At 47.9% G+C, this 16340-nt stretch carries 13 protein-coding genes, 2 tRNA genes and 3 pseudogenes; 11 read left to right on the top strand and 7 right to left on the bottom strand.

The window, feature by feature from the left end; all coding sequences use genetic code 11:
* Positions 1-72: 72 nt before the first annotated feature.
* The 7 genes from JCM16496_RS14510 to prmC form a co-directional block, all read right to left on the bottom strand.
* Positions 73-156, bottom strand: a tRNA-Leu gene (locus JCM16496_RS14510).
* Between the two features lie 20 nt (positions 157-176).
* Positions 177-249: transfer RNA gene (locus JCM16496_RS14505), tRNA-Gly, on the bottom strand.
* A gap of 102 nt (positions 250-351) precedes the next feature.
* Complete coding sequence (gene argH, locus JCM16496_RS14500; RefSeq protein ID WP_025835167.1) at positions 352-1692, bottom strand: argininosuccinate lyase; 1341 nt, start codon at positions 1690-1692, stop codon at positions 352-354.
* A 21-nt stretch (positions 1693-1713) separates the two neighbouring features.
* Positions 1714-2124, bottom strand: coding sequence for an SRPBCC family protein (locus tag JCM16496_RS14495; RefSeq protein ID WP_025835165.1), 411 nt, complete (start codon positions 2122-2124; stop codon positions 1714-1716).
* Between the two features lie 93 nt (positions 2125-2217).
* Positions 2218-2856 carry an orotate phosphoribosyltransferase gene (gene pyrE / locus JCM16496_RS14490; protein ID WP_005825142.1) on the bottom strand — a complete coding sequence of 213 codons (639 nt, stop codon included), beginning with the start codon at positions 2854-2856 and terminating at the stop codon, positions 2218-2220.
* An 82-nt stretch (positions 2857-2938) separates the two neighbouring features.
* Entirely contained in the window at positions 2939-3418 is a 480-nt protein-coding gene (locus tag JCM16496_RS14485) for a regulatory protein RecX (RefSeq protein ID WP_005825143.1), read from the bottom strand.
* Positions 3415-4251, bottom strand: coding sequence for a peptide chain release factor N(5)-glutamine methyltransferase (gene prmC / locus JCM16496_RS14480; RefSeq protein WP_025835162.1), 837 nt, complete (start codon positions 4249-4251; stop codon positions 3415-3417). The genes JCM16496_RS14485 and prmC overlap by 4 nt, the downstream gene beginning before the upstream one ends.
* Positions 4252-4325: 74 nt before the next feature.
* On the opposite strand from prmC, the gene ribD reads away from it, so the two are divergent.
* From ribD to JCM16496_RS14420, 11 genes and pseudogenes are all read left to right on the top strand, one after another.
* A complete protein-coding gene (ribD, locus tag JCM16496_RS14475; RefSeq protein ID WP_025835160.1) occupies positions 4326-5381 on the top strand; it encodes a bifunctional diaminohydroxyphosphoribosylaminopyrimidine deaminase/5-amino-6-(5-phosphoribosylamino)uracil reductase RibD in 1056 nt (351 codons plus the stop codon).
* A gap of 162 nt (positions 5382-5543) precedes the next feature.
* On the top strand, positions 5544-6887 hold the full coding sequence (locus tag JCM16496_RS14465; RefSeq protein WP_244440396.1) for a DUF6242 domain-containing protein: 1344 nt from the start codon (positions 5544-5546) through the stop codon (positions 6885-6887).
* Positions 6888-6892: 5 nt separating this feature from the next.
* A pseudogene (locus tag JCM16496_RS14460) lies at positions 6893-7626 on the top strand (isoprenyl transferase).
* Positions 7627-7678: 52 nt separating this feature from the next.
* Positions 7679-10318 carry an outer membrane protein assembly factor BamA gene (gene bamA / locus JCM16496_RS14455; RefSeq protein WP_025835157.1) on the top strand — a complete coding sequence of 880 codons (2640 nt, stop codon included), beginning with the start codon at positions 7679-7681 and terminating at the stop codon, positions 10316-10318.
* A 127-nt stretch (positions 10319-10445) separates the two neighbouring features.
* Complete coding sequence (locus JCM16496_RS14450; RefSeq protein ID WP_025835155.1) at positions 10446-10961, top strand: OmpH/Skp family outer membrane protein; 516 nt, start codon at positions 10446-10448, stop codon at positions 10959-10961.
* A gap of 127 nt (positions 10962-11088) precedes the next feature.
* Positions 11089-11595: an OmpH/Skp family outer membrane protein gene (locus tag JCM16496_RS14445; RefSeq protein WP_025835154.1), complete on the top strand. Its 507-nt coding sequence runs from the start codon at positions 11089-11091 to the stop codon at positions 11593-11595.
* 109 nt (positions 11596-11704) lie between these two features.
* The gene (gene murI, locus JCM16496_RS14440; RefSeq protein ID WP_025835152.1) at positions 11705-12544 is read left to right on the top strand and encodes a glutamate racemase; all 840 of its coding nucleotides are present in this window, start codon (positions 11705-11707) and stop codon (positions 12542-12544) included.
* 75 nt (positions 12545-12619) lie between these two features.
* A complete protein-coding gene (locus JCM16496_RS14435) occupies positions 12620-12859 on the top strand; it encodes a DUF2007-related protein (protein WP_008662868.1) in 240 nt (79 codons plus the stop codon).
* Positions 12849-13927: pseudogene (gene proB / locus JCM16496_RS14430) on the top strand (glutamate 5-kinase). Before JCM16496_RS14435 ends, proB begins: the two are co-directional and overlap by 11 nt.
* Positions 13928-13993: 66 nt before the next feature.
* Positions 13994-15241, top strand: a complete 1248-nt coding sequence (locus JCM16496_RS14425) for a glutamate-5-semialdehyde dehydrogenase (protein ID WP_025835148.1) — start codon at positions 13994-13996, stop codon at positions 15239-15241.
* Positions 15242-15285: 44 nt separating this feature from the next.
* Positions 15286-16238: pseudogene (locus JCM16496_RS14420) on the top strand (Rossmann-fold NAD(P)-binding domain-containing protein).
* The last annotated feature ends 102 nt before the right edge of the window (positions 16239-16340 follow it).

Genomic DNA, 16340 nt, shown 5'->3' with positions numbered 1-16340 from the left:
GGAAACGGTCTTTCATATCAAGACCTTATAAAAAAAGCTCTGCAAATCAATGATTCACAGAGCTTACTCGAGTACTCGAAGCGGGACTTGAACCCGCACAGCCGCAATGGCCAAAGGATTTTAAGTCCTTCGTGTCTACCATTCCACCATTCGAGCATCCTAAAAAGGGAAAAGAGAGCGGAAAACGAGACTCGAACTCGCGACCCTAACCTTGGCAAGGTTATGCTCTACCAACTGAGCTATTTCCGCATTTGGAGAACGGGTGCAAAGATAAACAGTTTTCCCGTTTCTGCCAAATTTTTTTTTATAAAAGTACAGTACTCAAAGCGGGACTTGAACCCGCAGAACCTTTTACCTGCCCAGCAACTCTTTCTCTGCAGCTTGCATGGTCTCAAAATTGAAACTATCTACCACTTTCTGCATCAGGGCAGAGACTTCATCGTTGCAAAGGTTTCCGATACTGCCTTCATGAGTATGATGTACCTCTTTGCTGTGCGAGAAGTTTCCGGCTTCAATATCCAGTCCCACCTTCTTGTAGGCATCGCGGAAAGGCATCCCTTCACGTGCCAAGCGGTTGACTTCCTCCACACTGAAAATAAGCAGATACTTGTCATCATCAAGAATATGTTCGTTCACCTTGATTTCATTCATAATGTAAGTCGTCATCTGCAGACAGTCTTTCAGTTCCTGAAAAGCAGGCAGGAAGACCTCTTTGATAATCTGCAAGTCACGGAAATAGCCGGAAGGAAGATTGTTGGCTATCATCATAATCTGCTGGGGAAGGGATTGCAGTTTGTTGCACTTGGCACGCGTCAGTTCAAAGACGTCCGGGTTCTTCTTGTGAGGCATGATGCTGGAACCGGTAGTGCAATCGTCCGGCAGCTTCACAAAACCAAAGTTCTGACTGTTGAACATACATGCGTCAAAAGCCAATTTCGATATGGTTCCGGCCACACTGGCAAGGGCGAAAGCTACATTACGCTCCATCTTGCCACGCCCCATCTGGGCATACACTACGTTGTAGTTGAGGGAATCAAATCCCAAAAGACGGGTAGTCATCGTACGGTTCAGCGGGAACGAGGAACCGTATCCCGCAGCAGAGCCCAAAGGATTGCGGTTGCACATCTTGAAAGCTGCCTGAAGGAACATCATATCGTCCACCAGGCTCTCGGCGTATGCACCAAACCAAAGTCCGAAAGAAGACGGCATGGCTATCTGCAAGTGTGTATAGCCCGGCATCAGTACATCCTTGTAGCGTTCGCTCTGCATAACCAGCACATGGAACAATTGTTCCACAGCTTCCGCCACCTCCTTTATCTCTGCACGGGTAAAGAGCTTCAAATCGAGCAACACCTGGTCGTTGCGCGAACGTCCGCTGTGTATTTTCTTACCTATATCACCCAAATTGCGCGTCAGCATAAGTTCCACTTGTGAGTGAACATCTTCCACTCCCTCTTCTATCACAAATTCTCCACGCTCGGCCATCGCATAGATTTCCTTCAATTCGGTCAGCAATTGCCGCAGTTCTTCCTTCGTCAACAAACCAATGCTTTCGAGCATCGTGATGTGCGCCATAGACCCCAGCACATCGTGCTTTGCCAAATAAAGGTCCATTTCACGGTCACGGCCTACCGTGAAGCGTTCGATATCCTCATTTACCTGAACGGATTTTTCCCAAAGTTTCTGAGCCACGTTGTTTCTAATGATTAATGATTAATATTGTATCAGTGCCAGCATATCTGCCATCTTCTCCAATCCTTCCTGCAAAGGTTTCTGCACCATGGTCTTCATAAACGGATTTATATCCATGCCGATGGTCAGCTTCATTTTACATTCGGTTTCGGTGACGGGTACCATCTGTATCCACAGATTGAAGGGCAGCGGTGAAGTGGTTGTTGCAAACTTGATACACTTGCAGGGTTCCTTCTCCACAATCTGCAACGTAATCTTTCCTACGGGAGCCACCTCTATCGTCATGCTCTCCGCATCAAAACTCAAGTTCTTCACTTTGTCTTCAGGCAGACGGTCTTTCACCTTCTCCAGATTGCTCAGGTCGGAAAGCTTTTCATAAACAGCTGCTTGTGAAGCCGGTACAACTTTCACTCCACTCTCAAATTTCGTCATAATCAATCGTATTCAAACAGAAAAAAGAACTATCCGGACAGAATCTATCCGAATGGCTCTTTTATCCATATTTATATTCTTACAAATAAGTTCTTATTTTCCAGATTCCCAATGTGCAGGGTCTTTACGCCATTCATTCAGAGTCTCCACATCTTCTTCCTCGATATAGCCCGTACGCAGTGCCACTTCCATTACAGCCTCGTAATTGGTCAGCGTCACCAAAGGCACTTTGGCATCCTTGAAAGCCTTTTCGGCAACCGGGAAACCATAAGTATAGGCAGCCACCATACCGATGACCTCACATCCGTCACGGCGGATAGCTTCTACAGCCTTCAAGCTGCTTCCACCCGTAGAAATCAAATCTTCCACGACTACCACCTTCATACCGGGACGAAGTTCACCTTCAATCAAATTCTCCAGTCCATGGTCTTTCGGAGTGGAGCGTACATATACAAACGGCAAGTTCAATGCATCGGCCACCAAGGCACCTTGCGGGATAGCTCCCGTTGCCACACCGGCAATGGCATCCACTTGTCCGAAACGTTCCAAAATCAGACGCGTAATTTCAATCTTCACGAAATTACGGAGAGAAGGATAAGAAAGGGTTTTGCGGTTATCACAATAAAACGGAGACTTCCATCCGGATGCCCAAGTGAACGGGTTAGCCGGTTGTAGTTTAATCGCTTTTATCTTCAGCAACTTCTCTGCAAACAATCTTTCTAAAGTTTTCATAGCAAAACTAATCTATATATGATAAATATGGCACAAAAATACGGAAACAGAATGAGAATAAAAAAGAGAAAGCCGATAATTTTTATTCGGAGTAGTCATTTTCCTCAGAAACCTCTATGCAACGACATATATCCTTCATTTCGAACCCCCTGCTCAAGGCAAAACGCACCAGTTTGCCATTCAACTCATACTCACTTTCGGCACGGACGCTTTTACGCTTTGCCGCCAGCAGTTTCTGCAAGACGGCGTGGTATTCCTCCTCATCAATCTCGTTCAAATAGGGCCAATAGACAGATGAAGATATCTTTTTCAACTGGAGCGCCTGCCCTATCTTCATCTTGCCCCATTTGGCAAAACGGTATTTGTCGTTGATGAAAGCACGGCAGAAGCGCTCTTCATCAATGTACTTCTCTTGTTCCAGACGGTTGATGATACGGTCTATGGCATCATAGGCAATGCCCCAGCGTTGCAGTTTCTCCGCAATCTCCGCCCGGCAATGCTCGGCAGTGGAGCAATATGCCGCCACTCTGTTCAAAGCTTCAGTTTCAGTTATTTCTATCATCGTTCTGCAATTACGTACCGGTCGTTGCCGGAAATATCTTTTCGGATACGGACATTCGTATAGCCTTGCTTGCGAAGCATCGAAGCGACAGCCTCTCCAAATGCCCGGTTGATTTCAAAATAGAGTCGGCCGCCGGCCGTCAGCATGCTCCGTCCCAGTTCACCTATACGCCGATAGAAACGGAGCGGGTCGCTATCTGGAACAAACAAAGCCCCCGAAGGTTCCCAGTTCAAGACGTTTGGTTCCATATCCCGCTTTTCTATTTCCGTAACATAAGGCGGATTACTGACGATTACATCAAAACATTCACCCTCAACCGGTTGATACGTCAGGACATCACGCTGTACAAATTGCACGGAGGCCTGCAAAAGGCGGTTATTGTCGCCGGCTATGGCAAGAGCTTCTCCGGAAATGTCCCAAGCGGTCACTTCCGCTTCCGGCAACTCCTTAGACAAAGTGACGGCAATACACCCGCTTCCGGTGCCAATATCGAGAACACGGGAAACCGGAGCGACTTCCTTCAGCATCCCCTCCACCAACTCTTCCGTTTCGGGACGGGGAATAAGCACCCCCGGAGCCACCCGAAAAGTACGCCCCAGGAAACGGGCAGTACCCTGTACATACTGTATGGGCTCAAAATTGCACAGACGGGAAAGAATGCTTTCCAATTCCCTTTCATCGTTTGGAGATAAAATCATATCTTTGCCCAGGTAATAGTCAATATGACTCTGACCAAACATTTCACAGCAGACAATACGGGAAAGATTGGCTGCCTCCCGGGGAGGGTAGCATTCCTGCAAAGCACTGCGGATATGTGAAACGGTTGCATTCATTCGGAGTCCGGTTTTATTCGGGCTGCAAAAGTAATCATTAATTTTGATTATTCAACCAAAAGACAAGCAAGGATATGAATTCAGAAGAAGAGAAATACATGCTGCGATGTATCCAACTGGCACAAAACGGGCTATGCAATGCAGCGCCCAACCCGATGGTGGGGGCGGTAATAGTATGTGACGGGAAAATCATAGGCGAGGGATACCATGTGCGCTGTGGAGAAGCCCACGCCGAGGTCAACGCCATCCGTTCCGTGAAAGACACGTCCCTGCTGAAACGTTCCACCATCTATGTCAGCCTGGAGCCGTGTTCGCACTATGGCAAGACTCCTCCTTGTGCAGACCTCATCATCGAGAAGCAGATTCCACGCATCGTCATCGGGTGCCGGGACCCTTTTTCTAAGGTTGCGGGCCGGGGCATACAGAAACTGAAGGATGCCGGACGTGAAGTTATTGTCGGAGTGCTGGAAACAGAATGTCGGCAGCTCATCCGCAGGTTCATCACTTTCCATACTTTGCGACGCCCCTACATCACCCTGAAATGGGCGGAATCTTCTGACAGATATATCGATTACTCCCGCACGGACGGTAAACCGGTTATTCTCTCCAGCCCGCTAACTTCGATGCTGGTACACAAGAAACGGGCAGAGCATAGCGCCATATTAGTAGGTACCCGCACGGCTGAGCTGGACAATCCCGGCCTGAATGTCCGCCATTGGTACGGTCGTTCACCGGTACGTATCGTGCTGGACCGGCAGCAAAAGTTATCCCCCAACCTTCACCTATTTGACGGTAGCGTGCCGACCCTCGTTTTTACAGAAGCCCCGCACGCTCCGCTACCGAATGTAGAGTATCTGCCAATCAGCGACTACCAGCGGAATGTACTCCCCGAAATCATGGAAACGCTGTATACACGCGGATTACAATCCCTTTTGGTAGAGGGTGGCAGCCAAACGCTCCAATCCTTCATTGATGCCGGATTGTGGGACGAAATCTTTGTGGAAGAAGCTCCGCACCTTCTTCATTCCGGCGTCAAAGCACCCGAAATAAGTGACGGACATCCATTTGCAACAGAACATTCTTTCGACAGGAGTTTTCGCCATTACACGGCCTCAAGAAACAGTCAATAGCCTCATTTCAGGGCTTTTTTATCGAGAAAAAGGGGGATATTATCTATAATTTTATATAAAACTTCTTCGTAAAGCTGTTTATAGAAAAAAAATGTTCCTATTTTTGCAACTTGTAAATAAACACTAACTTTCAAAATGAGAATAAAGTTTCTATCAGTAATTGTGAGTTTTCTTATTGTGTCTGTGTCATTTGCCGTGACCTCGTGCCTTGACTCCGACAATGATTACGAATATAGCTCCGATGCTACTATACATGCTTTTGCCATCGACACCATACATGGTAAAGACTATACATTTACAATCGACCAGTTGAATCGCCTCATTTACAACAGAGATTCACTGCCCATGGATGCCGATACCATCATCGACAGTATCTTGATTAAAAAAATGGACGTCACCGGTTGGATTAGTTCCGGCTCACCTACAGACACCTTATTCAACATAAGCAATGTGGTAGACCTGACACCCGCCATGAACAACGATGCCGGCATGCTGTTCAAAGCACATGCCGCCGACGGTGTTACAGCCCGCGAATATAAACTGAAAGTAAACGTACACTTGCAGGATCCGGACTCACTCGTCTGGACAGACATGCAGAAAAGGGGGAATATATTCTCCAGCACCATCAATCCTGGTCAGCAAAAAGCGGTTGTACTGGGTGACGAACTGTTTGTCTACACTTCCAACACTACCGCTTACAAGACATCGACTGCGCCCGATAAATACAACTGGAGTGAAGTCTATGTCAGCAACCTCCCCTCAGACGTAAAGCTGACATCTGCCGTAGAGTATAACAATACACTCTACATGGTTACAAAAAGCAAGAGAGTATTCAGCTCCACCAACGGCGCCGCCTGGACAGAAGTCACTACATTGGGAGACAATGTCATAGTCCTCATCAATGGTTTCTCCGACCGGCTCTCGGGTATTGTGGAAATCAACGGAAAGCAATATTTCAACATCTGTAAAGACGGAAAGAATTGGGAAGCGGAAAACACGGCTGACAACCTTACCCTTGAGGAAGTCCCGGTAGGATTCCCTACCGAAAACATATCCACCACCCAGACTAGCACCGGCAATGGTGTAGAGAAGGTGGTTCTGGCAGGAATGCCGCTGGCCAACGAAAAAGAGACAATACCCTGGTTCTCATTGGACGGCAAAGGCTGGGCAAGCTTGGCCAACACAGTGTACGACACATATTGTCCCGGCATGGTCAACCCTGCCATCATGTACTATGGCGACATGTTCTATTGCTTTGGAGGAGAACTTGACGCCATCTACAACTCCATCACAGGCATTGCGTGGAGCAAGACAGAAACCAAGTTCCTGCTGCCCCAGGAATTCAAAGGGAAAGGCGCGTACTCCATTATAGTGGAACCGACGAAAGACAAGACTGTGGCCCCGGCAGACAAACGGGACTTCATTTGGGTGATATTCGGCGGCAACGGCACCAAGAATGAGGTATGGCGCGGACGTCTTAACAGATTGGGCTTCGAAATACAATAATAATGATGTCATATAAGGAAGAAATCGATCTAAGCCGGATACCCCAGCACGTGGCGATTATCATGGACGGTAACGGACGGTGGGCCAAGCAGCGTGGACACGAACGCAGCTATGGACATCAGGCCGGCGCAGAGACTGTGCACGTCATTGCAGAGGAAGCCGCTAAATTAGGAGTCAGATACCTTACTTTATATACGTTCTCTACCGAGAACTGGAATCGTCCGTCGGAGAGGTAGCCGCCTTGATGGGACTGCTCTTCGACTCCATAGAGGAAGAGACGTTCATGAAGAACAATATCAGTTTCCGGGTAATAGGAGATATTGAAAAACTGCCTGCCAACGTACAGCAACGGCTCAACACTTGCGTGTCACACACCTCCCACAACACGGGAATGTGCCTGGTACTGGCATTGAGTTACTCTTCCCGCTGGGAAATAACGGAAGCTGCCCGGCAAATAGCCGACCTGGTACAGAAAGGTGAACTGAAACCCGAACAAATCGACAGTGAGTTCATATCCCGTCATCTGACAACCCACTTCATGCCCGACCCCGACCTGCTGATACGTACCGGAGGAGAGCTCCGCCTCAGTAACTACATGCTCTGGCAATGCGCCTATTCGGAACTTTATTTCTGTGATACCTATTGGCCCGACTTCCGTGAAGAAGAACTACGCAAAGCCATTTGTGACTATCAGAAACGCGAACGCAGGTTCGGCAAAACCAGCGAGCAAATCAATTAATCACCGGACACACAAATAGTAAATAGTAAATTGTAAAATAGTAAATAAAAAGATGCACTATCGTATTTTCTCCATACTCGTAACGTTTGTCTGCCTTTTCGGCTGCGCACTGACAACAGCAGCACAGGACGTAAACAACACCGATGAAACCGAAAAGCCGGTTATACTCTATTCGGGAACCCCCAAGAAGTATGAAATAGCCGACATTAAGGTCGAAGGAGCCCAAAACTATGAAGATTATGTAATTGTCGGATTGTCCGGACTATCCAAAGGGCAGACTATCACCGTGCCGGGTGACGAGATTACACAAGCTTGTAAGCGCTACTGGCGCCACGGCCTGTTCTCTGACGTGGAAATTACAGCAGACAAGATTGAAGGCGACCAAATTTGGCTGACCATTCATCTGACCATGCGTCCGCGTGTTTCCGACATACGCTACAACGGTGTGAAGAAGTCAGAGCGCGAAGACCTGGAAAGCAGAATCGGCATGATAAAGGGCGGTCAGATTACACCTAACCTGGTGGACCGCGCCAAGACCTTGATAAAGCGCTACTTTGACGACAAGGGCTTCAAGAATGCAGATGTAATCATCACCCAACGTGATGATCCGGAAAAGAAGAATGAAGTGATTGTCAACATCGACATCGACAAGAAGGAGAAAGTGAAAGTACATCAAATCACCATTGTAGGCAACGAGGCCCTCACGACCAAGAAGCTGAAGCGTGTGATGAAGAAAACAAACGAAAAGGGCAAGCTGCTCAATCTGTTCCGCACCAAGAAATTCATTGAGGACAACTACGAAGCGGACAAACAGCTGATTATCGACAAATACAACGAACTGGGTTATCGTGACGCCATCATCGTGACAGACAGTATCAAGCCTTACGATGACCGCACGGTGGACATCTTCATGCAGATTGAGGAAGGACAGAAATACTACCTCCGCAATGTAACCTGGGTAGGTAACACACTGTATCCTTCCGAACAACTGAACTTCCTCCTCCAGATGAAGAAGGGTGACGTCTATAACCAAAAGTTACTTGAAGAACGTACAATGACCGATGACGATGCCATCGGTAACCTTTATTACAACAACGGTTATCTGTTCTACAGCCTCGAACCGGTGGAAGTAAACATCGTGGGCGACTCCATCGACCTGGAAATGCGTATCTACGAAGGCCGCCAGGCTACCATCAACAAAGTCAGCATCAACGGTAACGACCGTTTGTATGAAAACGTAGTACGCCGTGAACTCCGTACCCGTCCGGGCGAACTCTTCAGCCGTGAAGACCTGATGCGTTCCATGCGTGAAATCCAGCAGATGGGACACTTCGACCCCGAACAAATCCAGCCCGACATCCAGCCGAGACCGGAAGACGGCACGGTAGACATCGGTTATGACCTTGTATCCAAAGCCAACGACCAGGTAGAGTTCTCCGCCGGTTGGGGACAAACGGGTATTATCGGTAAGCTGAGCCTGAAGTTCACCAACTTCTCTCTGTCCAACCTGCTGCATCCGGGTGAGAACTACCGCGGTATCCTCCCGCAAGGTGACGGTCAGACATTGACCATCAGCGGCCAGACCAATGCCAAATACTATCAGTCATACAGCGTTTCATTCTACGACCCGTGGTTTGGTGGTAAACGCCCGAATGCGTTCTCCGTATCGGCTTTCTATTCCCGCCAGACCGACATCAGTAGCCGTTATTACAATTCGGCCTACATGAACAGCTATTACAACAGCTATTATAGTGGTATGTATGGCTACGGTATGTACAACTACGGCAATTACAACAACTACGAGAATTATTACGACCCGGACAAATCTATCCAGATGTATGGTCTTGCAGTGATGTTCGGTAAGCGCTTGAAGTGGCCGGATGACTACTTCCAGTTCACAGCCGAGTTGTCTTACCAACGCTATGTTCTGAGTGACTGGCAGTACTTCCCGGTTACCAACGGTAAGTGTAATAACCTCAGCCTCAACCTGACCTTGTCCCGTAGCTCTATCGACAACCCGATTTATCCGCGCCAAGGTTCCGAGTTCTCGTTGTCTGCACAAATCACACCGCCTTTCTCTCTGTTCGACGGTACCGATTACAGCAAGTATAGCACCAGCAGCCAGGAAGACATGAACAAGATGCACAAGTGGATTGAATACCACAAGTGGAAATTCAAATCCAAAATCTATATCCCGTTGATGGACCCGATTACCGTTAAACGTACTCCGGTATTGATGGGACGTGTAGAATTCGGTTTGCTGGGACATTACAACAAATACAAGAAGTCTCCGTTCGAAACGTTCGACGTGGGTGGTGACGGTATGACCGGCTACTCCAGCTATGCTACAGAAAGTATCGCCCTCCGTGGTTATGAGAACAGCTCATTGACTCCATACGGCTCTGAAGGTTATGCCTATACACGTCTCGGACTGGAATTAAGATATCCTTTGATGCTCGAAACAAGTACCAGTATTTATGCGTTAACGTTTGTGGAAGCCGGTAATGCATGGCATGATGTCAATAAGTTCAACCCGTTCGAATTGAAGCGTTCAGCCGGTGTCGGTGTCCGCATCTTCCTCCCGATGATTGGTATGATGGGTATCGACTGGGCTTACGGTTTCGACAAGATAATGGGCGCCTCGCAATATGGCGGCAGCCAGTTCCACTTCATCCTGGGACAAGAGTTTTAAACAATTGACAATTGACAGTTGACAATTGATAGGTGATAGGTGATAAACAAGAAAACGATAAAGCAATAATTGTCAATTTTCAATTGTCAATTGTTAATCGTTAATTGTCAATTTAAAAAATAAGGTTATGAAGAAGAGTTTATTGATCCTTTTTACGCTGTTTGCAGTAAGCATAACAGCCGGTGCACAGAAGTTCGCCTTGATTGACATGGAATATATCCTGGAAAATATTCCTGCTTACGAACGTGCCAATGAACAATTGGAGCAAGCCTCCAGACAATGGCAGAGTGAGGTCGAAAAGATTTCCGAAGAAGCCAAGACTCTATACAAGAACTATCAATCTCAGATAGCTTCTCTTTCTGAAACACAGAGAGGTAAAAAGGAAGAAGAGATTGTCGCTAAAGAGAAATCAGCAGCCGAACTGCGCCGCAAATACTTCGGCCCCGAAGGCGAACTGTATAAAAAACGTGAAAGTCTGATGCAACCCATTCAAGACGAAATATACAATGCTGTAAAGGAAATTGCTACACAGAACGGATATGCGGCAGTTGTAGACCGCGCTTCCGCATCAAGTATCATTTTCGCCTCACCGAGCATTGACATCAGCAATGAGGTACTTGCAAAACTGGGATATTCAAATTAATTTCATACATTTATTTCAGATATAGGCTGCATTCAGAGTTAAAAATAACCAAGCTTATTTTGTATTGCGTTCAGTTTGCGCTATATTTGCCCCCGACGAATAATCATTCAAATAAATAATAAACATTATGCTAAAAAAAATCGTATTACTCGTAGTTATGTTCGCCCTCCCGCTGGGAGCTATGGCGCAAGCTAAATTCGCCCACATGAATTCTCAAGAAGTAATCGCTGTTATGCCTGAATTTACCAAAGCCCAAGCTGACTTGGACGCCATGTCTAAGAAATACCAGGATGAAATGCAGCGTACCAACGAAGAATTCCAGAAGAAGTATCAGGAATTCCTGGCACAAGCCGACTCTCTGCCGAAAAACATTGCAGAAAGACGTCAGAAAGAGCTGCAGGATATGGCTCAACGCCAAGAACAGTTCCAACAAGAAGCTTATCAAAGTATGCAGAAAGCACAGCAAGATGCTATGGCTCCCATCTATCAGAAACTGGACGAAGCCATCCAGGCTGTCGGCAAGGCTGAAGGCGTGGTCTATATCTTCGACCTGGCACGTACCCCGATACCTTTCGTTGGTACGCAGAGCGTTGATGTAACAGCCAAAGTTAAAACGCAATTGGGTATTAAATAATAGAATTATCTATGATAGAGCAAGCGCGGATAGTTTTATCCGCGCTTATTTTTTATACATTACTGAGAAATTTGCATTATCTTTGCATGGTACATAGTCTTTAGAAAGCATGAAACAGACATTACCTTCTGCAGCCGGTCCCATCGGAGTATTCGATTCCGGATATGGCGGACTGACCATCTTGAGCAAGATACGGGAAGCCCTTCCCCAATATGATTACATTTATCTGGGTGACAACGCGCGCGCGCCTTACGGAACCCGCTCATTCGAGATTGTCTATGAGTTCACCCTGCAGGCAGTCACCAAACTGTTTGAGATGGGTTGCCACCTCGTCATCCTGGCCTGCAATACAGCTTCGGCAAAAGCCCTGCGCAACATACAAATGAACGATTTGCCCCGCCTCGACCCCATGCGCCGTGTGTTGGGAGTAATCCGCCCGACCGTAGAATGCATAGGCAGCATCACCCAAAGCCGCCATGTGGGAGTGCTTGCCACGGCAGGAACCATCAAGTCCGAATCCTACCCGCTGGAAGTGCACAAGCTCTTCCCCGACATCAAAGTGAGCGGTGAAGCCTGCCCTCTATGGGTGTCCCTCGTAGAAAACAATGAGGCACAAGGTGAGGGTACCGACTACTTCATACGCAAGAACATCGGCAACCTGCTGGCCAAAGACACACAGATAGACACCGTCATCCTGGGCTGCACACACTTCCCGCTGTTGCTGCCCAAGATACGACAATACATGCCCGACGGCATCACGACCGTCACCCAGGGGGAACTGGTAGCAGACAGCCTGAAAGACTATCTTCACCGCCATCCGGAAATGGACAGAAAATGTACCAAAGGCGGAAGATGCGTCTACCGCACCACGGAATCGGAGGAGAAATTCACAGAATCGGCTTCCACCTTCTTGAATGAATCGATAAGAGTTGAGAGGATTGAACTATAAATTCGTCAGCATTAAACTTTAAAACAAAAACATTTGTTATATTTGTAAGACAGAAACCTCTAAATTCATATCATCATGAAAGAAGAAGATAAAAGCAAACTCATTGAGGTGTTCACCGGTTCACCGTGGGAAGCAGAACTTGTAAAGAGCCTGCTGGGAAATAGTGATATTGAAGCTGTAACAAAAGACGGAATGGTAGTAAACGTTGTACTGCCTGCCACTGCGGTCGATGTTTCCGTTCTCGTCAATGAGAAGGACTACGAAGCCGCCATGGAAGTAGTCCGCGAATACGAAAAGAGAGAAAATGGAGATTGATTTCAATAGAATTGCTGTCAAGATAGGCAGCAATGTTTTGACACGTCGTGACGGCACTCTCGACGTCACCCGCATGTCCGCTTTGGTGGACCAGATAGCCGAGCTGCACAAGGCCGGCATAGAAATAATACTTGTCTCTTCCGGAGCCGTTGCTTCGGGACGTAGTGAAGTGCGCCCCACCAAGAAGTTGGACAGCGTAGACCAGCGCCAGCTCTTTTCCGCTGTAGGGCAGGCCAAACTCATCAACCGCTACTACGAGCTGTTCCGGGAGCATGGCATCCCCGTGGGACAAGTGCTCACAATGAAAGAGAACTTTTCCACCCGCCGCCATTACCTCAACCAGAAAAACTGTATGACCGTAATGCTGGAGAACGGCGTCATTCCCATTGTCAATGAGAACGACACCATCTCCGTGAGCGAACTGATGTTCACCGACAACGACGAGCTGTCCGGCCTGATAGCTCCATGATGGATGCCCAGGCACTAATCATTCTCAGCAATATAGACGGTATCTACAACGGTTCACCCACCGATCCGGACTCTCAAGTCATCCGTGAAATAGAACAAGGCAAAGACCTCTCCTCCTACATACAAACCTCCAAGTCCAGCTTCGGACGCGGCGGCATGCTGACAAAAACCAACATTGCCCGCAAAGTGGCAGATGAGGGCATCACAGTAATCATAGCCAACGGGAAGCGGGACAACATCCTCGTAAAAATAATGAAGAATGAAGAATTAAACTATACCCGCTTCATTCCGTCTCCGCAGCCGGTATCGAGCATCAAGAAATGGATTGCGCACAGCGAAGGGTTTGCCAAAGGGGAACTGCACATCAATCATTGTGCCACCGAGCTGCTCTTCTCGGACAAAGCAGTAAGCATCCTACCGGTAGGCATCACTGACGTTATAGGCGAGTTCGAGAAGGACGACATCGTACGGATTATCGACTTCGGCGGTAAACCCATCGGTGTGGGAAAAGCCAACTGTGACTCCAGCCAGGCACGGGAAACGATGGGAAAACATGGAAAGAAACCCGTAGTGCACTACGACTACCTCTATATAGAATAGGCCACAGACGGATACTATCTACGATATATATACTTGCATATTTATCACTCTATACTCAGTAAGAAAATGAACTTAAACAAAACTTTTGTCGCCGTACAAGATGCCAGCCGTAACATGTTAGCGTTGGGCGACAAAGAAATCAACCAAATATTACTGGCTGTTGCAGACGCTGCCATAAACAAAACAGACTTCATTCTGAGTGAAAACCAGAAGGATTTGGAGCGTATGCCTTCTACCGACCCTAAATACGACCGCCTGAAACTGACCAAAAGCCGTTTGCAGGACATCGCTGCGGACATCCGCAACGTAGCCGCCCTCCCTTCTCCTTTGGGAAAAGTCCTTAAAGAGAACGTATTACCCAATGGATTGAAGATAAAAAGGGTCAGTGTACCTTTCGGCGTCATAGGCATTATCTACGAAGCCCGCCCCAACGTCAGTTTCGATGTATTCTCACTCTGCCTTAAAAGCGGCAATGCTTGTATTCTGAAAGGCGGAAGCGATGCAGACTATTCCAACCGTGCCATAATCAGCGTGATACACGAGGTACTGGAGCATTTCAACGTAGATACACATATCGTGGAACTGCTTCCTGCCGACAGAGAGGCGACTGCCGAACTACTGCATGCCAACGATTATGTAGATTTGATAATTCCGCGCGGCAGCAGCAGCCTGATAAACTTCGTACGCCAGAATGCCACAGTACCGGTTATAGAGACAGGTGCCGGCGTATGCCATACGTTCTTCGACCGCTATGGCGATACAAGCATAGGTCCATCCATCATTGCCAATGCAAAGACACGCCGTGTCAGTGTATGCAACGCTTTGGATTGCCTGATTATCGAAGCCGACAGCCTGGCTGATTTGCCCGGCCTATGCCTGCCGCTACAATCAAGCCATGTAGAGATATTTGCCGATGAACCCGCCTACCACAGTTTGCGTGGCAAATATCCCGCCGAGCTGTTGAGACTTGCCACTGAAGACTGCTACGGCAGAGAGTTCCTGGACTACAAGATGGCCATTAAAACCGTGAATTCTTTCCAAGAAGCATTGGCACATATCCGGAAGTACGGTTCCAAACATAGCGAATGCATCATTACGGACGACAAGACACGTGCCGAATGGTTCTGCCGAGAAGTGGACGCCGCTTGCGTATACGTCAATGCACCGACCTCTTTCACCGATGGTGCACAATTCGGACTCGGTGCCGAGATCGGCATCAGCACACAGAAGTTGCACGCCCGCGGTCCGATGGCTCTGGAAGAAATCACCACATACAAATGGATTGTCGAAGGTTCTGGACAGACCAGACCTTGACAGCCGAATAACGAAGATATAGATACACTAAAAAGACTGTAAATATGAAGAACTTTACTTGCGTGCAGGACATCGGTAACCTGAAGTCTGCACTGGACGAAGCATTCGAGATTAAAAAAGACCGTTTCAAATATGTGGAACTGGGACGTAACAAAACGCTGATGATGATTTTCTTCAACTCCAGCCTGCGCACCCGTCTCAGTACACAGAAGGCCGCATTGAATCTGGGCATGAACGTAATTGTACTGGACATCAACCAGGGAGCCTGGAAACTGGAGACAGAGCGTGGCGTCATCATGGACGGTGACAAACCGGAACACTTGCTGGAAGCCATTCCCGTAATGGGCTGCTATTGCGACGTCATCGGCGTACGCTCTTTTGCACGTTTCGAAAGTAAGGAAGACGATTACAATGAAGTGATACTGGAGCAGTTCATCAAGCATTCCGGTCGACCGGTATTCTCCATGGAGCTGCCACACGCCATCCGCTGCAGAGTTTTGCCGACCTGATAACCATTGAGGAATATAAGAAGACGGCACGCCCCAAAGTAGTGATGACATGGGCTCCACATCCGCGTCCATTGCCCCAGGCTGTCCCCAACTCCTTTGCCGAATGGATGAATGCAACTGATTATGACTTCGTGATTACGCACCCCGAAGGCTATGAGCTCGACCCCAAGTTCGTAGGAAATGCCCGCATAGAATATGACCAGATGAAAGCTTTTGAAGGGGCCGACTTCGTCTATGCCAAGAACTGGGCTGCCTATACGGGCGACAACTATGGACAAATATTGAGCAAAGACCGCACCTGGACCGTAAGCGACCGCCAGATGGCCGTTACCAACAATGCCTACTTCATGCACTGCCTGCCGGTCCGCCGCAACATGATTGTGACGGATGATGTGATAGAAAGCCCGCAGTCCATCGTAATCCCCGAAGCGGCCAACCGGGAGATTTCAGCAACAGTAGTGCTGAAGAGACTGCTTGAAAGCCTCTAACCAGAGGAGAAGATACTTTATTCTTTTTGGGCGCGGATTACACGGAAAACGCGGATTTTTTTCTTTAATGTTTCCGTGAAATCCGCGTAATCCGCGCCTGAA

The organism is Bacteroides rodentium JCM 16496 (genome assembly GCF_000614125.1).
GTDB lineage: Bacteria > Bacteroidota > Bacteroidia > Bacteroidales > Bacteroidaceae > Bacteroides > Bacteroides rodentium.
The sequence above is the reverse complement of the archived record's forward strand: the minus strand, read 5'-3'. Positions and strand labels throughout refer to the sequence as shown.

Excerpts from the sequence above, each read along its gene's own strand:
- JCM16496_RS14485 (WP_005825143.1), bottom strand. The coding sequence starts at position 3,418 with ATGATAGAAATAACTGAAACTGAAGCTTTGAACAGAGTGGCGGCATAT.
- murI (WP_025835152.1), top strand. The coding sequence starts at position 11,705 with ATGAAACAGACATTACCTTCTGCAGCCGGTCCCATCGGAGTATTCGAT.
- JCM16496_RS14425 (WP_025835148.1), top strand. The coding sequence starts at position 13,994 with ATGAACTTAAACAAAACTTTTGTCGCCGTACAAGATGCCAGCCGTAAC.
- bamA (WP_025835157.1), top strand. The coding sequence starts at position 7,679 with ATGCACTATCGTATTTTCTCCATACTCGTAACGTTTGTCTGCCTTTTC.
- JCM16496_RS14450 (WP_025835155.1), top strand. The coding sequence starts at position 10,446 with ATGAAGAAGAGTTTATTGATCCTTTTTACGCTGTTTGCAGTAAGCATA.
- pyrE (WP_005825142.1), bottom strand. The coding sequence starts at position 2,856 with ATGAAAACTTTAGAAAGATTGTTTGCAGAGAAGTTGCTGAAGATAAAA.
- ribD (WP_025835160.1), top strand. The coding sequence starts at position 4,326 with ATGAATTCAGAAGAAGAGAAATACATGCTGCGATGTATCCAACTGGCA.
- JCM16496_RS14445 (WP_025835154.1), top strand. The coding sequence starts at position 11,089 with ATGCTAAAAAAAATCGTATTACTCGTAGTTATGTTCGCCCTCCCGCTG.
- JCM16496_RS14435 (WP_008662868.1), top strand. The coding sequence starts at position 12,620 with ATGAAAGAAGAAGATAAAAGCAAACTCATTGAGGTGTTCACCGGTTCA.
- prmC (WP_025835162.1), bottom strand. The coding sequence starts at position 4,251 with ATGAATGCAACCGTTTCACATATCCGCAGTGCTTTGCAGGAATGCTAC.
- JCM16496_RS14495 (WP_025835165.1), bottom strand. The coding sequence starts at position 2,124 with ATGACGAAATTTGAGAGTGGAGTGAAAGTTGTACCGGCTTCACAAGCA.